Genomic DNA, 26,197 nt, shown 5'->3' with positions numbered 1-26,197 from the left:
CATGTTCAACAACCTGAGCATCACCGCGAAGCTGGCGCTCGCCTTCAGCGCGATGGTCGCCATCATCATCAGCCTGGTGGTGGTGGTGTATTCGACCCTCACCAAGGTCTCCGCGTCCGCCGAGGGCGACACCGAGAGCCACAAGGTGATGATCGCCTTGCGCTCCCTGGAGGGAGACATGGCCGACCTGGAGACGGGACAGCGCGGCTTCATCATCACCGGCGATGACAAGTTCCTGGAGCCCTACAACGTCGCCCGGCTGAGCGTGTCGCAGAACATGGACACCGTCCGCCAGCTCACCCAGCGCGACCACCGCCAGCAGGAGCGCCAGCAGGAGATCCGCGACCTGATGCAGCAGTGGATCACCCAGCACCTGGAGCCGCTCATCGCCCAGCGCCGTGAGGTCACCGCGGGCCGGAGCGAGCTGTCCGCGCTCATCGCGGTGGAGCAGTCCGCGAGCGGCAAGCAGACCGCGGACCGCATCCGTTCGCTGCTCACCCGGCTGGGAAACGACGAGGAGGCCCTCCTGAATGAGCGCACCGCCCGCACCGCGGCCATGACGGAGGACCTCTACAAGCTGCTCGTCAGCGGCGGTGTCCTGAGCGTGGTGCTCGCGGCGCTGATGTCCGTCTTCCTCACCCGCAGCATCGTGCAGCCGCTCACCGAGGCCGTGCAGGTGACGTCGCAGGTGACGGCGGGCGACCTCACGGCCCACATCACCGTCCGGGGCACGGATGAGACGGGCCGGATGATGGGCAGCATGCGGGACATGATCCACCGGCTGTCGGGCGTCATCAGCGAGGTGCGCGGCGCCTCGGGCTCGCTGTCCTCCGCGTCGCTCCAGGTGGCGTCCGCCGCGCAGAGCCTGTCGCAGGGCACCAGCTCGCAGGCCGCCTCCGTGGAGGAGACCACCGCCAGCCTGGAGCAGCTCAACGTCAGCATCCGCCAGAACTCGGAGAACAGCCGGGAGATGGAGCAGATGGCGCTCAAGGGCGCCCGGGACGCGGAGGAGAGCGGGAGCGCGGTGAAGGAGACGGTGGAGGCGATGAACGCCATCGCGGAGCGCATCTCCATCGTGGAGGAGATCGCCTACCAGACGAACCTGCTCGCGCTGAACGCCGCAGTGGAGGCCGCGCGCGCGGGCGAGCACGGCCGGGGCTTCTCCGTCGTCGCCACGGAGGTGCGCAAGCTGGCGGAGCGCAGCCAGAAGGCCGCGAAGGAGATCGGCAGCCTGGCCACCTCCAGCGTGAAGGTCGCCGAGCGCAGCGGACAGCTCCTGACGGAGCTGGTGCCCTCCATCCGCCGCACGTCGGAGCTGGTGCAGCAGGTGGCCAACGCCTCGCGCGAGCAGTCCATCGGCGTCTCGCAGATGACCCGCGCCATGACGCAGGTGGATGGGGTCACCCAGCGCAACGCTTCCGCCGCCGAGGAGCTGTCCTCCACCGCGGAGGAGATGGCCACCCAGGCCGAGTCGCTCCTGCAGATGATGAACTTCTTCCGGCTGGTGGAGGGCCACGGCTTCAACAACCCCACCGCGCCGCGCGCTCCGGCCTCCCGGCTCCCGGCCTCGCCCGTCCGGGGCCTCCAGGCGGCGGCGCAGGGACCGCTCCCCACGTCCTCGAACGGGGCGCTGGCCCGGCTCCAGAACGGCGCGGAGCCGCCGGCTCCCCATGACTTCCAGCGGTTCTAGGGGGAGGCACGCGAACCATGAGTGATTCCACTGAACCGGGCGGCGGCACGTCCAGCTACCTGAGCTTCATGCTCGCGGACGAGGAGTACGCCGTGGGCCTCCTGCGCGTGCGGGAGATCATCGAATACCGCCCCGTCACGCGCGTGCCGGGGATGCCCGCGGCCGTGCAGGGTGTCATCAACCTGCGCGGCAGCGTGGTGCCCGTCGTGGACCTGGCGGTGAAGTTCGGGCAGCCGCCCCGGCCCATCACCCGCTGGTCCTGCTTCGTCATCGTGGAGGTGGCGCTCGACGGGCAGCAGACGGTGCTGGGGCTGCTCACGGACACCGTGCGCGAGGTGCTGGAGCTGGGCCCCGGGGACATCGAACCGCCCCCCGCCTTCGGCACGCGCGTGCGGCTGGAGTTCCTCCGGGGGATGGGCCGCCACAACGACGCGTTCATCCTGCTGTTGGACCTGGACCGGCTCCTGTCGCTGGAGGAGCTGCTCCGGCTGACGGCCGCCACGGAAGAGCCCACGTCTCCCGAGCCGCCGCCCGCGGTGTCGCCGGCTCCGGAAGCGTCGGGCAGCGGGTGAGGGGATGAGCGGGGACCCGCTCTGGCCGTCCGCGCTGCCTCCGGCGTTGTCGCGCTCGGAGCTGGCGTTGTTCCAGGCCCTGGTGGAGGCGGAGGCCGGCATCCACCTGTCATCCGCGAAGAACGCGCTGGTGGCGAACCGGCTGGCGCGGCGGCTGCGGGAGCTGGGGCTGCCGTCCTTCGCCGCGTACCATGCGTACGTCACCGCGCGAGGGAACGAGGCGGAGAAGGTGCGGATGCTCGACAGCCTCTGCACGCACGAGACGTCCTTCTTCCGCGAGCCCCGGCACTTCGACCTGCTGCGCGAGCACATCTTCCCGCAGTGGGCGGCCCAGGCGGCGCAGGGGCGGCGGCCCCACGACATCCGCGTCTGGAGCGCCGGGTGCTCCACGGGTGAGGAGCCGTACTCGCTGGCCATGGAGCTGCTGGAGGCGTTCCCCAGGGGCTCCGGCTGGAACCTGGAGGTCGTCGCCACGGACCTGTCCACCTGGGCGGTGAAGCGCGCGGAGGAGGGCGTCTGGAGCATGGAGCGGGCCCGGACCATTCCGCAGGCGCTGCTGCGCAAGTACATGCTGCGGGGCGTGCGCAGCCAGGAGGGGCAGATGATGGCGGGCCCGGAGCTGCGGCCCTTCATGCGCTTCGCCCGGGCGAACCTGCACGCGCCGGCCACCTGGCCGATGGGGGCGTTCGACATCATCTTCTGCCGCAACGTCCTCATCTACTTCGGCGCGGAGGCGCGGGCGCGCGTCATCCAGGGGCTGCTGTCGAGGCTGCCAGAGACGGGCTACCTCTTCCTGGGGCACGCGGAGAGCCTGATTGGCATCACCGCGGCGGCGCGCTCCGTGAGCGCCAACGTGTACACGCCGCGCCCGGGGCCTCCGCTCCCGTCACGCGAATAGCGGCCCGCGCCGCTTTCCATTTCTGGAAAGCAGGTGCCCGGCGCTGTCTGTTGTTGCGAGGACGGCCCGCGCCCATCCTTGTCCCATGAAACGATTTGATTTCGCGGGCAAGACGGTGCTGGTGACAGGGGCCTCCATGGGCATTGGCGCCTGTTTCGCGCGGCGGTTGTCCCGGCGGGGTGCCACGCTGGTACTGGTGGCCCGGAGCGAGGCGAAGCTGGAGGCGCTCGCGTCGGAGCTGGGCCGCGCGCACGTGCTTCCCGCGGACCTGACCGCACCGGGGGCGCCCCAGCGGCTGCTCGACGCGGTGCGCGCGAAGGGCCTGGAGGTAGATGTCCTGGTGAGCAACGCCGGGTTCGGGCTGCATGGTGGCTTCGACGTGCTGCCCTTGAAGGACCAGCTGGAGCAGATCGACCTCAACGTCCACGCGCTGGTGGAACTGACGCATGTCTTCATGCCCATGCTGGAGCGGCGCCAGGGAGGCGTCATCCACGTCGCTTCGATGGCGGCGTACCAGCCGACGCCGTACATGGCGGTCTATGGGGCGACGAAGGCGTTCGTCCTGTCCTTCAGCGAAGCGCTCTGGGCGGAGTACCGCGAGCGCGGCGTCCGGGTGCTGGCCCTGTCGCCTGGCGCGACGGACACTCCGTTCTTCGAGCGTTCGGGGGAGGGCGCCTCGCCCGGGAGGAAGGCGCGGCCGGAGGATGTGGTGGAGGTGGGGCTGGACGCGTTCATCGCGGGGCGCTCATCGGTGGTGCATGGCCTGGGAAACCGGCTGGCTGCCTTCGCCAACCGGTTCTTCTCCCGGGAGTTCAGCGCGAAGATCATCGCCGGGATGACCCGGCCGAAGACGCCCGTGCTTCCGGCGTCCTAGAGTGTTTTCCATCCATGGAAAACAAACTGCCCGCCTGGGATGACCTCCGCGTCCTGCTCGAAGTGCATCGCGGCGGCAGCTTCCTCGCGGCGGGGCTCCAGCTGGGCCTGTCCACGTCCACGGTGGCTCGCCGCATTGGGGCGCTGGAGAAGGACCTGGGGCGCGCGCTGGTCCACCGCACCTCGCAGGGCGCATGGCTGGAGAAGGAGGCCCTGGAGCTCATCGTGCTGGCGGAGCAATTCGAGCAGTCCTTGCGCGCGCACCGGCGTGATGGGGGCGGTGGCTCTCCCTACGCGGGCCGGATTCGCATCTCGCTGCCGGATGGCTTCCTGGTGGGGGCGGCGGAAGCGGCGACGCGGTTCCGTCGGCGGCATCCGGAGACATTGATTGAGGTGATTTCGGAGCTGCGGTTCGTGGACCTGGCCTCGCGGGAGGCGGACATCGGCGTGCGGGGCGGCCGGTCGTCCTCGCCGGTGCTCATCGACAAGCCATTGGGCGAGGTCATGAGCGGCCTCTACGCGAGCGAGGACTACCTCAAGCGCTTCGTTCCCAAGCGCTTGCTGGGAGCGGACGACTACGCAGGGCAGGACTTCATCGTGGAGGACGAGACGCCCCGCGGACAGGGCCCCGCGCAGTGGTTGATCCAACGGGGCGCTTCCCGGTTCCCCTTTCGCTCCAATTCGATGGAGGCGCGGCTGCACGCGGCGAAGGGAGGCATGGGGTTGGTCATGCTCGGGGTCGGGGCGGAGCGGGAGCACCCGGAATTGCTCCGGGTGGGACTGGAGACCCCGCTGCCGTCGCTTCGCTTCTATCTCACGATGCACAAGGACCTGCGCAAGGTGCCGCGCATCCGTAAGTTCGCGAAGACCTTCGAGGCGGTGTTCGCGGAGTACCTGGCCGCGCAGTCTGAAGCGGAGGCCACGTCGCGCCCGAGGGCGCCGCGTGCCCGGAGGCGGTAGCGAGGGCACGCGGTGTCGCTGGGCTACCCTTGGGGTGCGGGAGCCTCTACAGGGCGGGCCATCGCCCTCGGTTCCTGCGCGGCGGAACCCTTCCAGCGCGTCAGGGCAATGATTGCCAGACCCAGCACAACGACGCCGAAGACAGACGCCTCCAGGCCGTAGGCGCCGCCCGTGACCCACTCCGGGCGACCCTGGAAGACGGGCATCCACCAGCCGTGGGACTCCTTGCCGCTGACGCCGAAGCCCATCATGCCCAGGAACCAGTTCCAGCCCATGTGCACGCCGACCGACAGCGCGAGGTGCCGCGTGCGCAGGTAGCACAGGCCCAGCATCCAGCCCGCGAGGAAGGTGGTGACCATCGCCACGATGCGCGTGGGGACCTCCATCTCCGTGTTGAACGGGTGCGCGAGGCAGAAGAGGAGGGAGATGACCACCTGCGCCCAACGCTCGCCCAGACCCCGGATGGCGCGCTGGAAGAGGTAGCCGTGGAACAGCGCCTCCTCGAAGAGGCCGACGCCCAGCATCAACCAGGCCGCCTTCACGACCGCGGTCAGCTGGGCATTCGCGGCGCGCTCCAGATGGTAGCCACCGGCCGCCCAGGCGCCGAGTGCCACCAGGCTCACGAGCCCCACGCCCGCCAGTACTCCCATGCCCAGCTCACGGCCGGCCCTCCGGCCCAGTGACATGCCGAGCGACGTCAGGGGCTGCTTTTCGAGGTACAGGAAGTCGAGGCTCACAAGCAGCACGCCAAGGAAGCCGAAGAACGGATTCGGCACGAACGACCTCACGGCGGCGGGCAGCAACGTCTGGAGCCACATCAGGATGCCGGCCAGCACGGAGGACACCACGACGAAGCCCAGGCCCTTCCAGCCGTTGCGCAAGCGCCCTTCGCCATCCCGGAAAACAGCCTTCATGGTGTTCGACCTCGCTGCGTGATTGTGCACCCTGCCTACAACCAACGCGCGACCCGGGGAAGGATTGCTCCCCCTCATTCAGCATGGGAGAACCCGGCGCATGAGCGCGGCCCCGAAGCTGATCCGCCGAGGCGACCTGTTCTGGTGTGAGCCGGACGAGGCCCGAGGCTCCATCCCGCCCATCGCGCACCCCTACCTCGTCATCCAGGACGACGTCTTCAACCGCTCCCGCATCCACACGGTCATCGTCTGCGCCCTGACCTCCAATCTGAGAAAGGCAAGCGAGCCCGGCAACGTGTTGCTCGAAGTGGGGGAGGGCAACCTGGTGAAGCAGAGCGTCGTGGTCGTGTCCCAGGTGTCCTCGGTGGAGAAGTCGAGGCTCGGTGAGCGCATCGGGGCGCTCTCTGACGCGAGGGTTGAACAGGTCCTCGCGGGCCTGCGCTTCCAGCAGGCCTCGTTCTTCCGCGACTGAGCCCACGGACCGCACGAGGTCCCCCTGGCGGCCGCGGTCGTCCAAAACCTGTCCGACTGTCGGACAGGTTTTTTCCGTGCGCCTCCGCCAGGGGACCTGGCTGGTTTCTCGTTTTCTCATCTCTGGGAGGGGCCATCCGAGCCCTGCACCGCAGGGGACCGGAGACCGTGTTCGCCGCCGCCAGCCTGCTGCTGCGCTCGCGCGTTCCTCACGAGCGCATGCGGGGCGCCGACATCCTCGGGCAGCTTGAATCGTCCGCCGACGTGCGGTCTCGCGCTGTGGACCAGCTGCTGCCGCTGCCCTGGAGGAACAGGACCCGCAGGTCCTGGAATCGCTCATCCTGGGATTGGGGCACTTGACCGACACGCGCGTGCCCGAGGCGCTCTCTTCCTTCCGGGGCCATTCCTCCGCTGGGATCAGGGGCGCGGTGTTGATGAGCCTCTTGAAGTCGCCGGGGGCGGATCCGCTGTCCGTCATCGGTGGGACAGCGTCAGGACGATGGGCCGTTCACCCGCGCTCTCGCCCAAGCCATCGCCGCGTTGGAGGCCGTGGCCTGAAGCGACTCAGGTCGGATTGCCCCAGGCCGCGGCGGAGATGCGCCACTGCCCTCCGGTGCGCACCAGCAGCAGATGGTCGATGAATCGCACGCCTCCGACCCGCACCTCCAGCTTCGCCGCGGCCACGTTCCCCCGGACCTCCACCTTCACGATGTTCCAGGGGTTGTCCCGGTCTTGGATGCCCGCCTCCGCGTTCGCAGCGTAGCGGGCCGCTGCCTCCGACAGCGTCCCCCATGCGAACGGAACGCCGTCCACGTGGACGCGGTAGTAGATGCAGTCCGGCGTATGCGATTGGTCCAGCAACGCGTGGCTGAAGAGCGCGTGCGCTTCGATCTTCGCGTCGAGCACCGCGCGGATCTCCAGCTCCGCGGATGGTACTCCCGCCGCATGCTCGCCCGGCGCGAGCCGCTGGAACACCTTGCCCACGATGCGCCAGCCCGCCGGTGTCTCCACGACGAGCAGCAGGTCGTCGAACGTGTGGTCCGGCCAGTGGGAGACCGCCTCCATCAACGCGAAGGGGCCCTCGCGGTCGAGCACCGACAATCCTCGTTCGGTCGCGGGCTGGGGTGCCCGGGCGCTGGCGTCCAACAGCTGCCACCACTCCAGCTGCGTCCGCGTCCGCAGCACGCCGTCGGTCCCGTCCACCCAATGCATGCGCACGTCCGGATGGAACGCGGACCGCAGCAACCGGCTGGAGCCGGTGTCGGAGGCCTGGAAGTACGCCTGCACGGCCTCTTCGGGAGATGCATGCAGGCGCGCCATCGGGGCTGGCGCCGGAACGGGACGGGTCGGCGCACAGGCCGTGAGCAGCGCGAGCGTCACCAGCGGGAGTGTCTTTGGCATGCTGGCAAGGTGCGCGTTTGGACGCGTGGACGCCAATTGATAGTGGCGCCTCGAGTCCATAGAAAGCCTCGATGGACTTCCCCGACCTCCCCTTCCTGCGCACGTTCGTGACCGTCTACGAATCCCGGAGTGTGACGGAGGCCTCCGCGCGACTGCATCGCACCCAGCCCACGGTGAGCTACCAGCTGCGCAGGCTGGAGGAGACGCTCGGCGCGCCCCTGTTCGAGCGGCGGTCCGCGCGGCTCGTGCCCACGCCCCTGGCGGACCGGCTCTTCCGCTTTCTCGGTGGCTTCGCCCGGGACGTGCAGGCGGTGTTGCAGGGGGATGAGGAGGATCGCCCGCTGGAGATCGCCGCGGTGTCTGGCTTTGGCCGCTATGTGCTCTTCCCGCTGCTGCGGGAGTCGGAGTCGCTGCACCGGGCGCTGACGCTGCGCTATCCACCGGCGGAGGAGGTCTTTCGCCAGGTGCTGGAGGGACAGGTGGACGTGGGCTTCTCCTTCCGGAGCACGGTGCACCCGCGGCTCACGCTGACGCCTGTCCATGAAGAGGAGCTCGTGCTCGTCGCGGGCAGGACCTGGGCCCGGCGCCTGCGCGTGCAGGAGCACTTCAAGGATGTGCCCATGGTGACCTATGACGAGGGGGACTACGTGGTGGGCCGGTGGCTCGGACACCACTTCGGCCGGCGCCATCCCCACTGGTACAGCACCGCGCACTTCGAGGAGCTGGAAGAGGTGCTGGACTGGGTGGAGCAGGGACGAGGCGTGGCCGTCGTCCCCGGCTTCTGCATCCCGAGGGGACGGGGCCTGGGCGTGGTGAGCTGGGGCAAGCCCGCGCTCACCAACACGGTTCATGCCGTGCAGCGCACCCAGGCGCCCGTGCGGCCCGTCGTCGCGGAGCTGCTGAAGCGGCTGCGCGACGGCGGGTGAGCGCTCAGCGGGTCGGGTCTGGGTTGTCTTGTGATTGAGAGGTAATCAAGCGGGGCGGGCGCTCGCCACCGAGTCCAGCTCCTGGAGCGCGTCCTCCGGCAGCTTGAGCTCGCCCGCGGCAAGGTTCTCCCGCAGGTGCCCGACGGACGACGTGCCGGGGATGAGGAGCACGTTGGGCGAGCGGTGCAGCAGCCACGCGAGGGCGGTCTGCATGGGCGTCGCGCCGAGGCGGGCCGCGACGGAGGACAGGGTGGAGGACTGCAACGGGCTGAAGCCTCCCAGCGGGAAGAACGGCACGTAGGCGATCCCATCCTTCGCGAGCGAATCGATGAGCGCGTCGTCATCGCGGTGCGCCAGGTTGTAGTGGTTCTGCACGCAGACGATGTCCGCGATGCGCCGCCCCTCCGCGACCTGCCTCGCGGTGACGTTGCTCAGCCCGATGTGGCGCACCAGGCCCTTGCGCTGGAGGTCGGCGAGGACGGTGAGGGCCTCTTCGATGGGGCCTTCGGCGGGACCGTGCGTGTCGAACATGAAGCGCAGGTTGACCACGTCCAAAACGTCGAGCCCCAGGTTGCGCAGGTTGTCGTGCACGGCCTGTGTCAGCTCCTCCCGCGAGAAGGCCGGGAGCCACGAACCGTCGTTGCCGCGCCGTGCGCCAATCTTGGTGACGATGACGAGGCCGTCAGGGTACGGCGCGAGCGCCTCGCGAATGAGCTGGTTGGTGACGTGCGGGCCGTAGAAGTCACTCGTGTCGATGTGGTTGACCCCACGGGCCACGACCTCGCGCAACACGGCCCGAGCGGCGTCCGGGTCCTTCGGTGGGCCAAAGACGCCAGGCCCCGCGAGCTGCATGGCCCCATAGCCAAGGCGCTTCACGGGGCGGCCCCCGAGGGGGAAGGTGCTGGAGGAATCGATACCGGGCATGCTCATCTCCTTTTGAGATGGGGCATGAATAGCCACCTTGGACTCTCGGGATAACGGGGCACGACCCGTACAGGTTGTGCGGAGCGGCGAACAGTGAAGGTCGACCTGGGTGATTTGAACGCCTTCGTGGTGGTGGCGCGGGCCCGGAGCTTTCGCGAGGGGGCGCGCCTGAGCGGGAGCAGCGCGTCCTCGCTGAGCGACGCGGTCCGCCGGCTGGAGGAGCGGCTGGGCGTCCGCCTGCTCAACCGTACGACACGCAGCGTCGTCCCCACCGAAGCCGGGGAGGGCCTGCTGGAGCGCCTGGCGCCCGCGCTGACGGAGATGGAGGCCGCGCTCGACGTGGTGAACGGCTTTCGCAACCGGCCCGCCGGCGTGCTGCGCCTCAACGTGCCCATCAGCGCGTCGCGGCTGGTGCTGCCGCGCATCGTCCCGCCGTTCCTCGCCGCCTATCCCGACATCCGCCTGGAGGTCATCACCGAGGACAGCTTCGTGGACATCATCGCGGCCGGATGCGACGCAGGCATCCGCTACGACGAGCGGCTCGAGCAGGACATGATCGCGGTGCCCATCGGGCCCCGCGTCCAGCGCCACGCCACGGCCGCGGCCCCGGCATACCTGGCGCGCCATGGGCGGCCGGAACATCCTCGGGACCTGCTGCGCCATGCCTGCCTGCGCGGCCGCTTCGCGAGCGGCGCGATGACGCTCTGGGAGTTCGAGCGCGACGGCGAGGTGGTGACGGTCGAGCCCTCGGGACCGCTCATCGTGCGGGCGGGTGGGGGGACGGACCTCGCCGTCGACGCCGCGCTCGCGGGCACGGGCATCGTGCACCTCTTCGAGGATTGGCTGCGCCCCTCTCTTGACAGCGGCGCCCTGGTGCCGGTCCTCGAACCCTGGTGGCAACCCTTCCCGGGGCCCTTCCTCTACTACCCCGGGCGGCGCCTCGTGCCCGCCCCGCTGCGGGCGTTCATCGACTTCATCAAGACGCGGGATGAAGCGCCCTGAGGGCGAGCCGGCGCAAGGCCAATGCCACACACCTTCAGGGGGAAGCGCGGCTCACGGACCGTATGGAGACGTCCTCGACGTGACAAACGTGTCATACGCGAACGCCGCATGCACGGGGGTGGCTACCCTGGAAGATACGCACTGTGGGTGTTGGTTGGATATTGACTGTCGGTATTTCTGTTTTTTATGGTTGTTCTTGGAGAACGGCTATCGCGCGCTGCATCCCGTAGCGGTCGTGACCCCGCGCTCCAGGAGCGTCCGACGTGAAATTCCTTCGCCAGAAGCCCACTCTCGCCGTGGCCCTGACGTCGCTGCTGGCCGCGGGCTCCGCCTCCGCGGCGAGCCGGGTCGACCTGCAGCAGCAGGACCTGGGCGCGATCCGCCTGCGGAGCGCCGCCTTCGCCCCGCCCAACAGCGTCATCCGCGAGCCGGTCCGCCACGCGCAGGCGCTCGGGCTGGAGGCGGGCTCGGGGCTGACCCTGCTCGACAGCGTCAGCGACCACGGCGTGCGCAACCACCGCTATCAGCAGACCTTCCGCGGCCTGCCCATCTTCGGTGAGCACGTCATCGTCAACGAGGACGCCAACGGAGAGCTGCGCGCGCTGTTCGGGCGCAAGGTCACCGGCCTGGAGCGGGACATCCAGGAGGGGACCCCCCGGCTGTCCGCCGCGGAGGCGCTGGACATCGCCAAGAGCGCGAGCCTGGGCAACCGCGTGCGCGCCATGCTCGTCGAGAACGAGCGGTCCGAGCTGATGATCTACGTCGACGATGACGGCCGCGCGCACAAGGCCTACGTCGTCAGCTACTTCGCGGACCTCGCCGGTGGCGGGGCGCCCACGCGTCCCATGGTCATCGTGGATGCGGAAGGGGGCCGGGTGCTCAAGCAGTGGGAGAATCTGCAGCACGTGCTCATCGGCACGGGCCCTGGCGGCAATGCCAAGACAGGCCAGTACGAGTACGGCACGAACTACGGCTATCTGGACGTGGCGCAGTCAGGCACCACGTGCACCATGAGCAACACCAACGTCCAGACCGTGAACCTCAACGGCGGGACGAGCGGCTCCACCCCGTTCTCCTATACGTGTCCCCGCAACACGGTGAAGGCCATCAACGGGGCGTATTCGCCGCTCAATGACGCGCACTTTTTCGGCAGCGTCATCTTCAACATGTATCAGGCCTATGTGGGCCAGGCTCCGCTGACGTTCCAGCTCACGATGCGGGTGCACTACGGCACCAACTACGAGAACGCGTTCTGGAACGGCTCGGCGATGACGTTCGGAGACGGGTACACGACGTTCTACCCGCTGGTCAGCCTGGACGTGGGCGCGCACGAGGTGTCGCACGGCTTCACCGAGCAGAACTCGGGGTTGATCTACTCCGGCCAGTCCGGCGGCATCAACGAGGCCTACTCGGACATCGCGGGCGAGGCCGCCGAGTTCTACATGCGCGGCACCAATGACTTCCTCGTGGGCGCGGAGATCTTCAAGAGCAGCGGGGCACTGCGCTACATGGCCAACCCGCCGCTGGATGGCCAGTCCATTGGCCATGCCTCCAACTATTACAACGGCCTGGACGTGCATTACTCGTCCGGCGTGTACAACAAGGCCTTCTACCTGCTGGCCAACACGCCGGGCTGGGGCACGGTGAGGGCCTTCCAGGTCTTCGCCCGCGCGAATGACCTGTACTGGAGCCCGAGCACGGACTTCAACCAGGGCGCGTGCGGCGTGCAGACCGCGGCGCAGGACTACGGGTTCAGCGTCTCCGACGTCGTGTCCGCCTTCTCCGCGGTGGGCGTGGGCTGCGGCGGCGCCGTCGAGCTGTTCCGGCAGTCGGACACCAGCGGCAAGCTCACCATCGCGGTCTTCGAGCGTTATGCGACGGCGAGCGCGGGCACCCACACCAACTTCACCGTGACCGTCCCCAGCGACTTCGTGGTGATTGGCGGTGGAGGCGAGGGCAAGGAGTCCCCGTCCGGCAACCTGCTGACCGCTTCGTACCCCGACACCGGGCTGACCTCGTGGCTGGTGTCCACCAAGGATCACCTCGTCGCGGATCCGGTGCAGGTGCGGGCGTGGGCCATTGGCCTGAAGGTCGCGGGGCTGACGCCGGCGCAGTTGCGCACCTACCTGACCGTCAGCACGGCGACGAGCGGCACGGTCGCGCACCCTGACGTCACCGCGTCCCTGCCTTCGGGCTACGTGCTGGCGGGCGGCGGCATCCGGGTGAACTGGAGCGGCGCGGGCAACCTGGCCACGGCCTCGGCGCCCGCCAGCTCGACCTCCTGGCGTGTGCGCTCGAAGGACCACACCAACTCGTCGCCCGCGACGGCGACGGCGTATGCCATTGGCATCAACGGCACCATCCCGGGCGTGGGTACCCTCGGCAATGTCATCAACAGCGGCACGTCGACGGTGGTCTCGCACCCCAGCTACACCGTGGGCCTGAGCAGCGGCTATGCGCTCAGCGGCTGCGGTGCGTTCGTGAACTGGAGCGGCTCGGGCAACATGCTCTGGCGTATCAAGCCGGTGAACTCGGGCTGCACGGCCGCGTCGAAGGACCACGAGGTCGCCTCCCCGGCGTCCATCTCCACCTACGCGCTCGGCCTGCGCGCGTTCTGACCGGGAGCCGTTGAAGGGCGAGCCCGGGCCGTGTCACGCGGTCCGGGCTTTCCGTGCGTCTGGCGTGGGGGGGGGCGGCGCCTCAGCCGCGCAGCCGGTCCGCCAGGTCCTGCGCCAGGCCGCACATGGTCAGCGTGGGGTTCCACGAGCCCGAGGTGGGGAAGAGCGCGCCGCCCGTCACGTAGACGTTGTGGACGCCGTGCGGGCGGTAGTCCAGGCCGACCACCGACGTCGCCGGGTCCTTGCCCATCCAGAGCGGCGAAGCCTCGTGCACGATGATGTTCAGGCGGATGTCCTTCTTCGCCGGCCGCTCCGGCTGCCACTGGCCGCCGTTGCCGCCCGGGTTGTCCACCCAGTACTCCAACTCCGGGCCCGAGCCCCCCGCGCGCCCCGCCAGCACGTCGATGGTCTGATACGTCGCCTCGTCGAGCACGTCCCAGAGGCGATGGTCCTGCACGCCGGGTTGGAGCTGGAGGGTGATGTTGGTGGAGGGGTCCGTGCCGCCGTTCAGGCGGATCCAGTTGTCGGGGTTCTTCTCGCTCACCTCGCCCAGGGTGGCGCAGACGAACACGACGTAATCCTCGGAGCCCTTCAGCTGGGCCATGGACGCGACGGCCGCCGCGTCCGGGGCCTCGTGGGCGATGGTGCTCTCGTCGGCCTCCGGGTTCGCGGCGGCGAAGGCGCTGGCCTGCACGTGGTACTGCAAGCCATTGGGCGCCTTGCCATCCAGATAGATGGCCCCAATCTCCAGCGCGGACAGGTCCTTGAACGCGGACCGCTTCACGCGCGCCGTGATGTGAGACATGAAGTGCCCGGTGTAGCGCTTGCCAATGTTCGGCAGGGCGTCCTTGAACGAGTTCATCAGCAGCGTCGCGGGCGGGATGGTGCCCATCGCCAGCACGACCTTCGCCGAGCTCACCGCCAGCGGACCGCGACAGGTCTCCAGCGCGGTGACCGTTCCATGGCCGTCATGCACCAGCCGGTCGACGACGCAGCGGTCGACGAGGGTGAGGGGCTGCCCCTTGCCCTGCGCGGCCAGCGCCTTCTGGGATTGCTGCAGGTCCAGCAGCGTGCCCACGGTGGAGTACTTGTAGAACTTCACGCCCTTCCACGGCGGATTGCCGACGGCGATGGGCGCGGGGAACGCGTTCTGCGCCGAGGGCACGTGCCGGCGGAAGTTCTCCCGGAGGTTCACGTCGAGCTGGTGCTGGAGGCTGCCGTAGACGCCATCGTGGATCTTGTCCATCGTGGTGACGTGCAGGAAGGCCCGGGCGCGGTCCCAGAAGCCCGGCTGGAGCGTGACGTCGATCAGCTCCTGCGGCCAGTCGCGCATCAGGTCGGGGCCCGGCGCCGGGCACCAGGCGCTCCAGTAGGTGGAGCGGCCGCCCAGCACGGGGATGTAGCCGGCCTGGAAGAACTCCAGCTCCGTGGTCGCCATCCGCGTCGTGCGGGTCCAGGGATAGGTGGTGGGCGGTGAGCCCGTCGCCGCCTGGAAGGCGAGCGGCAGCATCTGGTAGTGCGTGGGCAACCAGAAGCCGCCCCGCTCCAGCACCAGGATGCGCGCGTTCGGGTTGTGCTTCAGGGTCTGCTCGATGAAGGCCACGCCGGTGGGCCCGGTGCCAATCACGATGAAGTCATATGCGGACGATTGGATGGTGCTCCAGTCGTTGGGCGTGGCGAAGAACGCCTGTCCGGCGATCTGATCCGCGCTGGCCTCCTGCGGCCCGGGGACGGGATACCCGAGGGAGATGCCCTTCGGGATGTTGCGGGAGCCAGCGAAGAACTTCTTGTAATTGGCGGCCATGGGAGCTCATCAAGCAACGGAGGCGGGAGGTGCTTGCCTTTGACTTGCAGGGGCCATGCCGCATCCAGAACACCTGACACGCCGGCTCTGCGTGGATGAGGGGCGCGTCGCTCCAGGAAGCGCTGGCGTCTTCCGGGGACGCGGGGGAGAACGGAAGGGGGACCGCCTACGACCCGGCGTCGGGGACTTCCCCCAGGGCCACGGCCAACTCGGCGCGGTCCGCGAGGGCCCGTTCCCGCTCTTGCTCCGTCCCCGCGTCCGGCTTCTTGAGCGCGGCATCCAGGACCCTGGCGGCGGCCGCGTCATCGCCCTTGAAGTCGCGCAGGCGCCGGGCCGTCTTGAGGGCCTTGCCGAGCACGGAGGTCGCCGTGTCCCCGTCGTCGCCGTAGCCGTCAGGTTCATCGCGGCGGATGAACATGACCGAGTTTCCGTTGGGATCGGCGAGGGTGAATCGCGTCTGCCCCTTCCGCATGCGAGTCATTCGTGGGAGCCCCCGGACGGGAGTCCGGCCATAGGCCTTTCGCAGCGCGTCCAGGAAGCGCGCGTGCAGTTCCTCCACTTCGTCCACGATGATCAGACAACTGCTGAAGGCCTTCTGGGGATCCAGGCCCTTCAGGCCGAAGAAGTGGAGCTGGGCGCCTCCCCGCTGCGTCGCCGCGTAGGGATTGGGTGCCCGTTGTTGGTACGTCACCTTGAACCCGAGCAGCGCGTAGAACTCCAGCGTCGATGCGAGCTCCACACAGGGGAGCAGGGGGATGCTGGTGTCACTTTTCACGGGAGCGCTCCGCTTCGGCCAGGTCCTCTTCGAGCCGCAGGCGCGCTTCGCGGACGCCCTCGACCGCCGCGGTGAGGAGCGCTGGGGCGAGGCTGGCGCCCATCCGGTCCGCCCACGTGGCATGTGCCTGCTCGACCTTGCGCAAGGCGCGGCGCCCGGAGGCCGTGAGGGCGACGCACTTCGCCCGCTGGTGATGTGGGTTGTCGACGAACTCCACGAACCCGTCGCTTGCGAGCGCGTCCGCGGTCTGCTGCACGCTCTGCCGTGCCAGCCCCATCGTGCGCGCCACGGCCGCGACCGTGGCGGGGCCATGGTCGATGACGCCCAGCACCTGCCAGCGGGCGCTCGTCAATCCCGCCGGAGCGCTCAGTCGATCTCCGGCTTGGAGCAGCAGCCCGTTCAACTGGAACACCTCCAGGACCAGGGCGCTGAAGGTCTCTGCTTTCTGGGTCAACGGTGGCATCGGCAGGAGCCTGTCAACATGGCAGGTTCCTGTCAATTCTCCGGACCCCTTGTCGAGTGGGGAGGCTTCGGCGACGCTGGCGCGTCTTCTTCCCCCAGAGGCTCCATGAAGGCACTGCGAACCCCGAGCGTCCTCGCCGCGTTGCTGCTGCTGTCCCCTGGATGCACCACGTCACGCCCCGCGGCCCGGGCGGACGCTCAAGCCACCGCGCCCACCGAGTCACCCGCGCAGGTGGCGTTGCGCGGCTTCGTGGATGCGTACTTCGCGGAGCACTTCCACCGCTCGCCCATGTCCGCCACCTCCTCGGGCGTGCACACGTATGACGGCGAGCTGCGCGGCTTCCGGCCCGAGGAGCGCGCGTCGCACCTGGCGTTCCTCAAGGATCGGCTCGCGGCGCTGCCCAGGGCGGTGGACCGCGCCGCGCTGCCCCCGGGCGACCGGGCCGACTACGACATCCTGGAGAACCACCTCCGCGCGCGCATCCTGGACCTGGAGACGGTGCGAGGGTGGGAGCGCAACCCGAACACCTACCTGGGCTTCGCGTCCAACGCCGTGTATCAGCTGATCAACCGCGACTTCGCGCCGCTGGAGGAGCGGATGCGCTCGGCACTGCGGCGGATGGCGCTGGTGCCGGAGGTCTTCGCGGCGGCCCCGGCGAACCTCCAGAACCCACCGAAGCTGTGGACGGAGATCGCCCTGGAGCAGGCGAAGGGCACGCGCTCGCTCTACGCGCAGACGCTGCCGCAGGCCTTCGCGCCGGTGAAGGACGCCGCGCTTCAAGACGCCTTCCAGGCGGAGCAGGCGCGCTGCCTCGCGGCCATCGACGGGTACATCCGCTTCCTGAAGGATGACCTGCTGCCTCGTTCAAATGGGGACTTCGCCATTGGCGAGGCGACGTACCGCCAGAAGCTCCAGTACGAGGAGGGCGTCACCGACAGCATCGATTCATTGCTGACCTGGGGGCGCGCGGAGATGAAGCGCACGCAGGCGCAGTTCGCGGAGGTGGCCGCGCGGATTGCTCCGGGCAAGGCGCCCATGGATGTGTACCGCGAGCTGGGCAAGGAGCACCCGGCCGGGGCGGAGCTGGTGCCCACCACGACGGCGACGCTGGAGGACATCCGCCAGTTCCTCATCGATCACCGCATCATCACCGTGCCCAGCGAGGTGCGCGCGAAGGTGGCGGAGACGCCGGTGTTCAGCCGCGCGCTGTCCTTCGCGAGCATGAGCACGCCCGGCCCGTTCGAGACGAAGGCGACGGAGGCGTACTACTACGTGACGCCGCCGGACCCGGCGTGGAACGCGGAGCAGACCGAGCAGCACATGAGCTTCTACAACCGCTACGCGCTGCCGCTGGTCTCCATCCACGAGGCGTACCCGGGGCACTACGTGCAGTTCCTCTGGACCAACCGCATCCAGTCCAAGGTGCGCCGGCTGTTGGGCTCGGGTTCCTTCAGCGAAGGCTGGGGCCTCTACACGGAACAGATGATGTTGGACGAGGGCTACGGCGGCACGGGCCCGCAGGCGGACCGGCTGCGGATGAACCAGCTGGCGCTCTACCTCCAGCGGCTCGCGCGCTACATGGCGGGCCTGTCCCTGCACACGCGCGGGATGACGTATGAGCAGGCCGTGCGCCTCTTCGAACAGGAGGCGTACATGACGCACGTCAACGCGGAGCGCGAGGCCCGCCGTGGCACGTCCGACCCGACGTATCTGGTGTACGCGCTGGGCAAGAAGATGCTGATGGAGCTGCGCGAGGAGGCGAAGGTGAAGTGGGGCAGGGACTTCACCCTCCAGCGCTTCCATGACGCCGTGGTCTCCCACGGCTACCCGCCTGTGCCCATCGTCCGCCAGTTGATGCTCGGCGAGGACGCGGCGGCCTCCTCGTCACGGTGAGCGCCGCCCGCATCACACTTGGGGAAGCGCGATGGCGCGCAGGTTCTTCTCCGCGCCGCCAACAATCAGGGAGGCTCCGTCCGCGGAGAACGCAATGGCTCGAAGCGAACGGCCTCCCGCCTTGTACGCGCACCAGCGTCCATCCCTTCCGAGTTCGATGATCAGGCCGTTGCTGGTGCCAATGATGCCCAGGCCATCCTGGCGGAAGCGGATCGCGTCACCGCGGGTGGACGTGCCGCCGGTGATGCCGCGTGCGAGCGTTCCCAGCGAGTGACGCGAGAGCTCGGTACCGCTCGCGGCATCCAGCACGAGCATGTCATGGCTCACACCTCCGCCGACGGTCAGCAAGCGGTTCGACGTGGGGTCGAGGGCCATGGCCACGACAGTGCCTTCGGTGACGAGCCGCGAGGGCGCGCGCTGCCAGAGCAGAGTGCCGTCGGCGATCCGCACGGCGGAGATGCGGGCAAAAGACGTGGCTGTATAGAGGACGCTGCGGTCTGGCGAGAGCACCGCACACCGTTCCTCATCGAGCAGCCGGGTCGGCAGCAATGACTGGCAGCGAAGGGTGGCCAACGCAACCCGCACCATGGATGGCTCGGGTGTGAGCAAAGCGGGTGCGGCGGCAGCGATCGCCGGGTCCACCCGGCGCGTCTCCGCCTGGGCCACACCGCCGTCGCGAAGCGCGGTCTTCCAGTTCGGGGACTGCGCAATGAAATCCTCGTCATCCATCCATGCGAAGGGCCGCATGACGGGCAGGGTGTGAGCGACCTGGAAGGTGTTCAGGTCGATGACCTGGCAGCAGGCCGCCTCACCCGCGAGCAACGCGCCTCCCGTGAGGAGCCAGCGCCCGCTGGGCGAGAGCACGCCGGGGCCTCGCACGCCCATCAGCTCGGCTTCAATCTCGAAGTGGGTGGCACTCCTGCGCCGCAATCGACCTGTTTCGCGGGCATGATTCGGCGCCTCGATGACCAACAGAGAGCCCCGTGGCTCGAAGGCGAGGAACTCGACGTAGGGGACGGTGTCCTTCGCGATGACCGTGGACGCCGCGCGGGGGGCCGTTGGCCCTGAGCGGGGGAGCAGCTCCACGCAGTCCGTCAATCTCATGCGCGGACGCTACCACGCCGTCGCCGCGTGCCCTCTTCCTCTCAGCGCGCGCTGCAGGTGGACCATCGCCTCATCCGGCGCGGACGCCGCCACCATCAAACGGGGCGTTCACCATGCCCAGCGCCGTGCCCGCTGCGACAACCGCGCGTCAGGGCGCGCAGCCGGGATCCGCGGGGCTCCAGGCGTACTGGGAGTCCAGCGTCAGCTTCCGGTCCACCACGGCACCGCTCACTCCGAGCGCGGTGAGGAGGAACGTCTGCTCCGGCGCCGTGCCCGAGACCTCCGCGCGGTAGATGAAGCGGCAGCCGGCGGTCCACGTGTCATCGGGCACCGGCGCACGGGAGCCGTCGAGGCAGGGCTCCGGAAGGAAGCCCACCTGGGCGGCGCTCTCCGAGTAGCGGTCCTTCTCTCCGCAGTACGACTTCTCGGCCGTGAAGAGCGCCTTCAGGTTGCTGGCCCCCTCGCACAGCGGGGCGGGCAGGGGCGTCCCCTCCGGCCTGCGCACGCCATGGCAGTCCTCGAGGACGAGCTCCGAGGGCCACACGCGTACGGTCTTCCCGTCGGAGTACCCGTGCGTCAGGGTGTACGTGAGCCCTTCGGCGAGTCCGCCCACGCCCACCGCGCGCACGCTGAATGTGCTGTCGTTGGGCGTCGAGCCGGCCACCGAGACCGCGTAGCGGAAGTGGCAACCCGCGAGCCAGGCCTCATCCGGTGGTGTGGGCACGCGGCTGCCATCCGTGCATGCCGCTGGAGTGGGGAGTCGTGTGACGTCCGCGGTCCAGGCGTCCTTCTCCCCGAAGTACTCCTGCTGGCCCGCCAACAGCCCACTGAGGCCCAGGAGCGCCTCGCACCTCAGACGCTCGCGCAGCTCCTGCTCGGTGGTGCTCTGCGAGGGCGCAATTGGGGCGGGCGTGCTGGCCTTGACCGGAGCAGGCGCGGATCGCGTGGGCGCGGGACGCTCCTCCTGACGCTCACAACCGCCCAGCACGACGAGCGCCGGGACAAGACAGGTGCTCCAGGATGAGAGGCTTCGCACGCAGGACTCCTCGGGCTGGCATTTCCTGGCATCCATCATGGCGTTTGCCGCGCTCCCATGGCCATATTTGATTGAAGGACTCCCTGCGACCGTCGAACTTGACGGCAATGCCCTGAGGGCCAGCACGCAATCACATCCGGGAGTTCAGCGCGTTGGGCCAGCGCCTCATCACTCCTGGACCTGGGACAACGGAATGTGACGCATGTGCGTTTCGGGCCTGCCAGGGCCGGTGTAACGGTTGCCATTGGACGGGAACTCGCCGGGCCCTGAACGCCGCGCGTGTCTGGGGCCCATGGACGCCAATGGCAGCCGCGCCGTGCTCCTGCCGGCCACGTGCGAATCGGCTCGGGGAGGCGCCAGCGGCGGGAGCCTCCTTCCGAGGTGCGTCTTGCTTCCTAGCGCGCGCGCTGCAGGTGGACCATCGCCTCATCCAGCAGCGCGGCCACGCCCCGGCGCACCACGTGCACCACCTTGCGGTGGTGCGCGGAGGCCAGGTGCGTGTAGTGGCTGGACACCTTGTGGTGCAGCTCCGTGGCGCCCCACACCAGCACCAGGTCCGCCCACTCCAGGTCGCTCTTCGCGCGGTCCGCCGTGCGGCGCTCCGTGCCGTCCACCATGCGCAGGGAGATGTGGCCGCCCAGCCGCTCCTCCAACTCCTCACGCACCGCGGGCGAGCCGCCCACCACCACCACGCGCTGCACGCCGCGCTGGTGGCACATCTCCACGAAGGCCACCTCCGCGCGCCGGTTGGCGCTGCCGCCGCACCGCGCGCAGTGGCTCCGGGGCTCCACCCGCAGGGGCTCCCGGCCGCTCGCCGTCGCCACCTGGAGGCAGGCGGGATCCGAGCACACCTGGAAGAAGCGCTCGGCCAGCACCTCGGCGGCTCTCAGCAGCTTGGGCTCGCTCATCCGCGCCTTGCCCGGCCGCGTGAGCCCTGCCTCTTCCAGCACGCCCCGCGCCCGCGCGCGTGCGTCCATCAGCGTGACGCCCCGCTCGGCCAGCCACCCGTCGATGTCCCGATCCGCGCTCATCGCTTCGCCATCGGAGCAGGAGTAGCGGCGAACAGCTCCGACTGCATCGGGACGGGCCCGGAGGGCTGCGCCAGCCCGAGCGCCTCGCGCACCGGACCGAAGCTCCGGCGGTGGATGGGCAGCACGCCCAGGGCCTGGATGGCCTGCACATGCTGCGCGGTGGGGTAGCCCTTGTGCGCCGCCAGCCCATAGCCGGGATACTGCGCATCCAACTCTGCCATCAGCCGGTCGCGCGTCGTCTTCGCCAACACGGACGCCGCCGCGATGCTCAACGACAGCGAGTCGCCCTTGATGATGCCCCGCTGCGGAGCCGGGCACTGGGGAATCGTGCGCGCGTCCACCAGCACGTAGTCGGGCGTCAGCCCCAGCCCCTCCACCGCGCGCCGCATGGCCAGCAGGCCCGCGTGGTAGATGTTGAGCTGATCAATCTCCTCCACCTCCGCCCGGCCCACCGCCCACGCCACCACGTCGCGCTTGAGGGCCTCCGCCAGCGCCTCGCGCTTGTCCGGGTCCAGGATCTTCTTCGAGTCATCCAAGCCCTTGAGCCTGTAGCCCTTGGGCAGGATGGCCGCGGCCGCGACGACGGGGCCCGCGAGCGGCGCCATGCCCGCCTCGTCCACGCCCGCCACCTTGAGCAGCCCCCGCTCCCACAACTCCGTTTCGAACTTCAGCAGGTGCCGCAGCCGCTGCCCCTCCGCCCGGTTCTTCTCCTGACGGGAGCGGAGCCTCTTCGCGAGCGCCTGCGCGCCCTGACGCGGGTCTGCCTCCAGCGCTTCGAGCAGGCCTTGGGGGATGGGCTGCGCCTGGGTGACGAACCGCCCGGTCAGCTCGGTCACCGAGCATGCGAGCAGTGCCTGCACAATTTCCGCGGACATGGGGGAACCTTCGGGATTGCCTACCCTGCGGGTAGCGCGGTTGCACGGCTTACTGGAGCGGAGGAACACCAGTGCCGCGACAACACGCCCGCACGCACGCCGTCAGGCCAGACGGGCGGGCGGCGAGGCTGGGGGAGAGCCGGACCGACGCGAACGTGGGCATGCGGGCTTGACGCATGGCGTAAGTGGTATCGCGCACAGGCGGGTCCACACAACCGTTCGCCGGCCCGGGGCGGTGGATTTTCCGCGCGCCCCGGTCCCAGTGTCACGTCTTCCGGCTCAATCCTGGAGCTTGAGCGTCAGCGAGCCGGGAACAGGCGTACAGTGACAGCCGTCGCACGTCCACTCCACGCGCTCGGCGTGCGTCACGTGCGAGCCCGCGGTGGCCACCACGCGGATGGGGCTGGGCGCGAGCGTTTCGTTGATGGCCGTGGTGACGCCCCGGTCATCCGTCATGCCCGTGATGCTGACGTTGCTCTCCATGTTGGTCGCTGTCACGGACGCGCCCTGGACGTACGCGCCGTCCGAGGACATCACCTCCACGCGCAGCGACAGCGGCTCCGCGCAGCTGTCCTCGTGCCGGTTCGCGCTGGGGGCTTCATCACAGCCCGTCACCAGCACGCCCGCGAGGAGCCCCAAACACCCCAACCGCTTCAGCCGCTTTCCCATCCCCACGCCCCCAACCCGTTGCATGCATGGAATCTGATACCGGGGGGCGGGGGCTGCAATGCATGTGTCAGGCGGCGGGAGACAGCCGCGCGTGGGCAAAACGTGCGGCCTCCGTGTCCGGATGACGGTGCAGGATGTACCGGTAGATTTCCTCCGCGCGCGACGTGTTTCCCAACTTCTCCCCCTGCACGCGCGCCAGCAGCACCAACGCGCGGGGCGCGGTGGGTTCATCCGGCGCCGCGTCCGCCGCGGCTTCCAACGCTTTGACCGACAGTGGGAAATCTCCTTCCACTGCCGAGGCCTGTCCGATGAACAGGTGGTGTGACGGCGAAATCTTCAGGCGTGGCAGAACGTGGAGCACGCGGTACAGCGCCAGCGCCTTCGCCACGTCGCGCGCCTCCACCGCCGCGGCGAGCTCCGCCACCTGCGCCCCGGTCTGCGCTTCGTCGAGTCCCACGGCTTCGGGGACGGTGGAGCCGCGCAGGGACTCGGGGGCGTGCAGGGGCGCGGTGTCTCCCAGCGTGGGCTCCAGGAAGTCGCGCTCGGGCAGGTAGCCCAGCGTGTCCCCGTGCACATAGAGCACGAGCCCCAGCAGGCTCGCCGCCGCGAAGGGCGCCAGGCACGTGAGCGCCTCCGCGAGCAGCCGGGGCACGATGAGGATGGGCAGTTCGAGCACCGCCTGCGCGGCCACGTGCAGCCCCCCATGCGCCAGGCCGAGGAGCAGGAACACGCCCGTGACGACGCGCGCGTCGCGCCCCACCGCGCGGATGCAGGCGAGCGCGCGCAGGGGATGGAGCGCGGTGAGCACCGACCGCGTCATCGCGGCCACCAGCAGCGCCCACGGCAGCCACAGGAGCCCCAGGACCGTCAGGCCCCAGAAGAGCGGATCCGCCCAGACGTCCGGAGCTCCCAGCGTGTCCAGCGGGTGCGTGATGCGCGCCAGGACTTCGTTGGAGGATGCGGACGGTAGCAGCCGCCACACACGGACGAGCGCGGGCAGGAAGACGCCCACGGTGACGCCCAGGCCGGTGAGGCCGGGCAGGAGGTTGTCCCGGGCGAGGTCGGTGAAGCCGGGGGTGTCCGTCGCTGGCTCTCCCCGCGCCGCGCCGCGCACGATCGCGAAGAAGGCCGCCCAGAAGACGCCCAGCGCGAGCGTGAGGGGCAGCACCGCGATGATCACGACGCCCACCACGCACATGCGCAGCACGGCCAGCACCAGCGCGACGGCCACGAGCGCCTGGAGGCCCGGCCCCGTGAACGGGAAGCGCAGGGCCTGGACGAGCCGCGCCCCCAGGGGGCGATGCCTGCGGTGGCGCAGGAGCACGTTCGCCGTGCCCTGGCACCGGGCGCAGACGGAGTACTCCACCGTGCCCATGCGCCGGGTCTGCACGCAGGCGGGGCACAGCAGGGCTTCGCAGTGCTCGCAGCGCCAGCCGGCGGCGGCGTCCGGGTGGCCTGCGCAGGTGGGGAGGGCGGCGGGAGCGGGGGCGGCCATGCGGCCGGCAAGCCTACGCCGGACCGGGAGTCTCATCCCAGGGGGAGCCCAGCCACGCCTGGAACGCGGCCTTCTGCGCGTCCGTGGGGCGCTCCACGCGCTGCAGCCACGCGGCGTCCGCGGGCTTCTGGCCCAGCACCACCGGCACCTCCAGCAGGCGGTCGCGGCGGAACAGCGTCACCCGCACGGTGTCGCCGGGGCGCTTGTCCTCGCAGCGGGCGATGAGCCCCGGGCCGTCCACGCGCCAGCCGTCCAGCGCCACCACCTCGTCCTCCGGGTACAGGCCGGCCTCCAGCGCGGGCGTGCCCTCCGGCACGGTGGAGAGCGTGGAGGAGCCGCGCACGGTGACGCCCAGCCAGCCCTTGGGCTTGGGCTCGCCCTTGAGGCGCGGCGGCGTGCCGCCCTTGTCGTTGGGGGCCTCCCGCACGCGGAAGGACACCTCCAGCCCCACGTGCGCGAACACGCTGTAGTCCAGGTCCTCCGTGGAGCGCACCGCCCGGTCGAAGAAGGGCGTCAGGTCCACGCCCGCGACCTCGCTCGCGGCCTTCTCCACGCCGTCCTCCGGGACGCCGGAGCCGTCGCCATGGCGTTGCCACAGCAACCGCATGACGTCATCCAGGCACTTCGCGTCGTTGGTGGCGCGGCGCACCTCCAGGTCCAGCAGCGCGCACACCACCTCGCCCTTCAGGTAGTAGGAGATGGCGCTGTTGGTGGAGTGCTCGTCCGGGCGGTAGTGCTTCACCCAGCTGACGAGCGACGCCTCCGTGAGCGTCTGCACGCGGCGGCCCGGGGTGGAGTGCAGCAGGCTGAGCGTCTCCCCCAGCCGGGCCAGGTAGCGCGTGGGAGACATCAGCCCCGCGCGGCGCACGAAGAGGTTGTCGTAGTACGCGGTGCCGCCCTCGAAGGCCCACAGCAGCGTGGTGTAGTTCTCCTGCGCGTAGTCGAACGGCACCAGCGCGCGCGGCTTCACCCGCTTGATGTTCCACAGGTGGAAGTACTCGTGCGCCACCAGCGTGAGGAAGTCCTCCCAGCCCCGGTGCGTGGAAAGGCCCGTGCGCGGGAAGAGCAGCGCGGTGGAGGCCTGGTGCTCCAGCCCGCCCCGGCCCTTGTCGGTGAGGTAGACGAGGAACAGGTAGCGCTTCAGCGGCAGCCCTTCGTACATGCGCGCCTGGGCCTCGCAGATGCGCTGCATGTCCGCGCACAGCCGCTCCGCGTCCGGCACGCTGTCGCCCCACACCACCACCTCATGCGGCACGCCCGCGGCGGTGAAGGTGAGCGGCGTGTGCGGGCCCACCTCGAAGGGGCTGTCCACGAGCGTGTCGTAGTCCGGCGCGACGAAGGTGCCCGCGTCCTGGTCCAGCGCGCAGAACGTGCGCCAGTCCCGCGGCGCGTCCACGGTGACGTGGTGGGGCAGGGCGCGCGTGGCTTCCGTGTAGAGGAACACCGTGGCGCCGTTGAAGTAGGCGTGGCTGCCGTCCAGGTGGCTGGTGCGCACGGACAGCTCGTTCGCGTAGACGCGGTAGCGCAGGGTGACGGCCTGCCCCTTCGCGTCCACGCGCCAGGTGCGCTTGTCCACGCGGCGCACCGGCAGGGGCTGGCCGTCCGCCCCCCGCGCGGTGACGTCCTGCACCTGGCGGGCGTACTCGCGCACCAGGTAGCTGCCCGGCGTCCACACCGGCATCACCGCGTCCAGCACGTCGGGACCGGCGGGGAAGGTCGCCTCCACCTCGAACAGGTGCGCATGCGGACGGGGCATGGCGACGCGGTAGTGGACGGCGAGCGACATGGACTTGAGGCCTTTCT

23 protein-coding genes are annotated in these 26,197 nt (G+C 69.7%); 10 read left to right on the top strand and 13 right to left on the bottom strand.

Features of this window, described 5'->3' with window-relative positions:
- Position 1: 1 nt before the first annotated feature.
- The 5 genes from KYK13_RS26660 to KYK13_RS26640 all read left to right on the top strand — a co-directional run bounded on the left by KYK13_RS26660 (position 2) and on the right by KYK13_RS26640 (position 4,993).
- Positions 2-1,690, top strand: a complete 1,689-nt coding sequence (locus KYK13_RS26660) for a methyl-accepting chemotaxis protein (protein ID WP_223634991.1) — start codon at positions 2-4, stop codon at positions 1,688-1,690.
- A gap of 17 nt (positions 1,691-1,707) precedes the next feature.
- Positions 1,708-2,262 carry a chemotaxis protein CheW gene (locus KYK13_RS26655; RefSeq protein ID WP_223634988.1) on the top strand — a complete coding sequence of 185 codons (555 nt, stop codon included), beginning with the start codon at positions 1,708-1,710 and terminating at the stop codon, positions 2,260-2,262.
- Positions 2,263-2,266: 4 nt separating this feature from the next.
- On the top strand, positions 2,267-3,160 hold the full coding sequence (locus KYK13_RS26650; protein ID WP_223634985.1) for a protein-glutamate O-methyltransferase CheR: 894 nt from the start codon (positions 2,267-2,269) through the stop codon (positions 3,158-3,160).
- Positions 3,161-3,245: 85 nt separating this feature from the next.
- Positions 3,246-4,034 carry an SDR family oxidoreductase gene (locus tag KYK13_RS26645; protein ID WP_223634983.1) on the top strand — a complete coding sequence of 263 codons (789 nt, stop codon included), beginning with the start codon at positions 3,246-3,248 and terminating at the stop codon, positions 4,032-4,034.
- Positions 4,035-4,048: 14 nt separating this feature from the next.
- The gene (locus KYK13_RS26640) at positions 4,049-4,993 is read left to right on the top strand and encodes a LysR family transcriptional regulator (protein WP_223634981.1); all 945 of its coding nucleotides are present in this window, start codon (positions 4,049-4,051) and stop codon (positions 4,991-4,993) included.
- Between the two features lie 23 nt (positions 4,994-5,016).
- Here KYK13_RS26640 and KYK13_RS26635 read toward each other — a convergent pair whose 3' ends face one another.
- The gene (locus tag KYK13_RS26635; RefSeq protein WP_223634979.1) at positions 5,017-5,907 is read right to left on the bottom strand and encodes a CPBP family intramembrane glutamic endopeptidase; all 891 of its coding nucleotides are present in this window, start codon (positions 5,905-5,907) and stop codon (positions 5,017-5,019) included.
- A 100-nt stretch (positions 5,908-6,007) separates the two neighbouring features.
- Between KYK13_RS26635 and KYK13_RS26630 the strand changes: the two genes are divergently transcribed.
- Entirely contained in the window at positions 6,008-6,379 is a 372-nt protein-coding gene (locus KYK13_RS26630; RefSeq protein ID WP_223634977.1) for a type II toxin-antitoxin system PemK/MazF family toxin, read from the top strand.
- Positions 6,380-6,942: 563 nt separating this feature from the next.
- Here KYK13_RS26630 and KYK13_RS26625 read toward each other — a convergent pair.
- On the bottom strand, positions 6,943-7,779 hold the full coding sequence (locus KYK13_RS26625; RefSeq protein ID WP_223634975.1) for a nuclear transport factor 2 family protein: 837 nt from the start codon (positions 7,777-7,779) through the stop codon (positions 6,943-6,945).
- A 71-nt stretch (positions 7,780-7,850) separates the two neighbouring features.
- Here KYK13_RS26625 and KYK13_RS26620 point away from each other — a divergent pair, with 71 nt between their 5' ends.
- Positions 7,851-8,705, top strand: coding sequence for a LysR family transcriptional regulator (locus tag KYK13_RS26620; RefSeq protein WP_223634973.1), 855 nt, complete (start codon positions 7,851-7,853; stop codon positions 8,703-8,705).
- Between the two features lie 45 nt (positions 8,706-8,750).
- Here KYK13_RS26620 and KYK13_RS26615 read toward each other — a convergent pair whose 3' ends face one another.
- Positions 8,751-9,629: an aldo/keto reductase family oxidoreductase gene (locus KYK13_RS26615; RefSeq protein ID WP_223634971.1), complete on the bottom strand. Its 879-nt coding sequence runs from the start codon at positions 9,627-9,629 to the stop codon at positions 8,751-8,753.
- A gap of 93 nt (positions 9,630-9,722) precedes the next feature.
- On the opposite strand from KYK13_RS26615, the gene KYK13_RS26610 reads away from it, so the two are divergent.
- Together KYK13_RS26610 and KYK13_RS26605 are read left to right on the top strand one after the other, a co-directional pair.
- Positions 9,723-10,631, top strand: coding sequence for a LysR family transcriptional regulator (locus tag KYK13_RS26610; protein ID WP_223634969.1), 909 nt, complete (start codon positions 9,723-9,725; stop codon positions 10,629-10,631).
- 263 nt (positions 10,632-10,894) lie between these two features.
- Positions 10,895-13,249: a M4 family metallopeptidase gene (locus KYK13_RS26605; protein WP_223634967.1), complete on the top strand. Its 2,355-nt coding sequence runs from the start codon at positions 10,895-10,897 to the stop codon at positions 13,247-13,249.
- A gap of 82 nt (positions 13,250-13,331) precedes the next feature.
- On the opposite strand, the gene KYK13_RS26600 is transcribed toward KYK13_RS26605, so the two are convergent.
- From KYK13_RS26600 to KYK13_RS26590, 3 genes are all read right to left on the bottom strand, one after another.
- A complete protein-coding gene (locus KYK13_RS26600) occupies positions 13,332-15,053 on the bottom strand; it encodes a GMC oxidoreductase (protein ID WP_223634964.1) in 1,722 nt (573 codons plus the stop codon).
- A gap of 166 nt (positions 15,054-15,219) precedes the next feature.
- Positions 15,220-15,828 carry a VOC family protein gene (locus KYK13_RS26595; protein ID WP_223634961.1) on the bottom strand — a complete coding sequence of 203 codons (609 nt, stop codon included), beginning with the start codon at positions 15,826-15,828 and terminating at the stop codon, positions 15,220-15,222.
- Positions 15,818-16,291, bottom strand: a complete 474-nt coding sequence (locus KYK13_RS26590) for a MarR family winged helix-turn-helix transcriptional regulator (RefSeq protein ID WP_223634958.1) — start codon at positions 16,289-16,291, stop codon at positions 15,818-15,820. The genes KYK13_RS26595 and KYK13_RS26590 overlap by 11 nt, the downstream gene beginning before the upstream one ends.
- Positions 16,292-16,396: 105 nt before the next feature.
- On the opposite strand from KYK13_RS26590, the gene KYK13_RS26585 reads away from it, so the two are divergent.
- The gene (locus KYK13_RS26585) at positions 16,397-18,184 is read left to right on the top strand and encodes a DUF885 domain-containing protein (RefSeq protein WP_223634955.1); all 1,788 of its coding nucleotides are present in this window, start codon (positions 16,397-16,399) and stop codon (positions 18,182-18,184) included.
- Positions 18,185-18,196: 12 nt separating this feature from the next.
- Here the strand turns inward: KYK13_RS26585 and KYK13_RS26580 are convergent, their stop codons facing one another.
- From KYK13_RS26580 to KYK13_RS26550, 7 genes are all read right to left on the bottom strand, one after another.
- Positions 18,197-19,270: a hypothetical protein gene (locus KYK13_RS26580; RefSeq protein ID WP_223634952.1), complete on the bottom strand. Its 1,074-nt coding sequence runs from the start codon at positions 19,268-19,270 to the stop codon at positions 18,197-18,199.
- Positions 19,271-19,436: 166 nt separating this feature from the next.
- Positions 19,437-20,324: a hypothetical protein gene (locus KYK13_RS26575; protein ID WP_223634950.1), complete on the bottom strand. Its 888-nt coding sequence runs from the start codon at positions 20,322-20,324 to the stop codon at positions 19,437-19,439.
- A gap of 395 nt (positions 20,325-20,719) precedes the next feature.
- Positions 20,720-21,355, bottom strand: a complete 636-nt coding sequence (locus KYK13_RS26570; RefSeq protein WP_223634947.1) for a hypothetical protein — start codon at positions 21,353-21,355, stop codon at positions 20,720-20,722.
- Complete coding sequence (locus KYK13_RS26565; RefSeq protein ID WP_223634944.1) at positions 21,352-22,230, bottom strand: ribonuclease HII; 879 nt, start codon at positions 22,228-22,230, stop codon at positions 21,352-21,354. The genes KYK13_RS26570 and KYK13_RS26565 overlap by 4 nt, the downstream gene beginning before the upstream one ends.
- Before the next feature lie 279 nt (positions 22,231-22,509).
- Positions 22,510-22,899, bottom strand: coding sequence for a carboxypeptidase-like regulatory domain-containing protein (locus KYK13_RS26560; RefSeq protein ID WP_223634941.1), 390 nt, complete (start codon positions 22,897-22,899; stop codon positions 22,510-22,512).
- 67 nt (positions 22,900-22,966) lie between these two features.
- Entirely contained in the window at positions 22,967-24,394 is a 1,428-nt protein-coding gene (locus tag KYK13_RS26555) for a hypothetical protein (RefSeq protein ID WP_223634938.1), read from the bottom strand.
- Positions 24,395-24,407: 13 nt separating this feature from the next.
- Positions 24,408-26,180, bottom strand: coding sequence for a M61 family metallopeptidase (locus KYK13_RS26550; RefSeq protein ID WP_223634935.1), 1,773 nt, complete (start codon positions 26,178-26,180; stop codon positions 24,408-24,410).
- Positions 26,181-26,197 lie beyond the last annotated feature (17 nt).

Origin of the sequence: Corallococcus sp. EGB (genome assembly GCF_019968905.1) — a bacterium.
In the GTDB taxonomy this organism is placed as follows: domain Bacteria; phylum Myxococcota; class Myxococcia; order Myxococcales; family Myxococcaceae; genus Corallococcus.
This window is presented reverse-complemented; position numbering and strand designations above follow the sequence as displayed.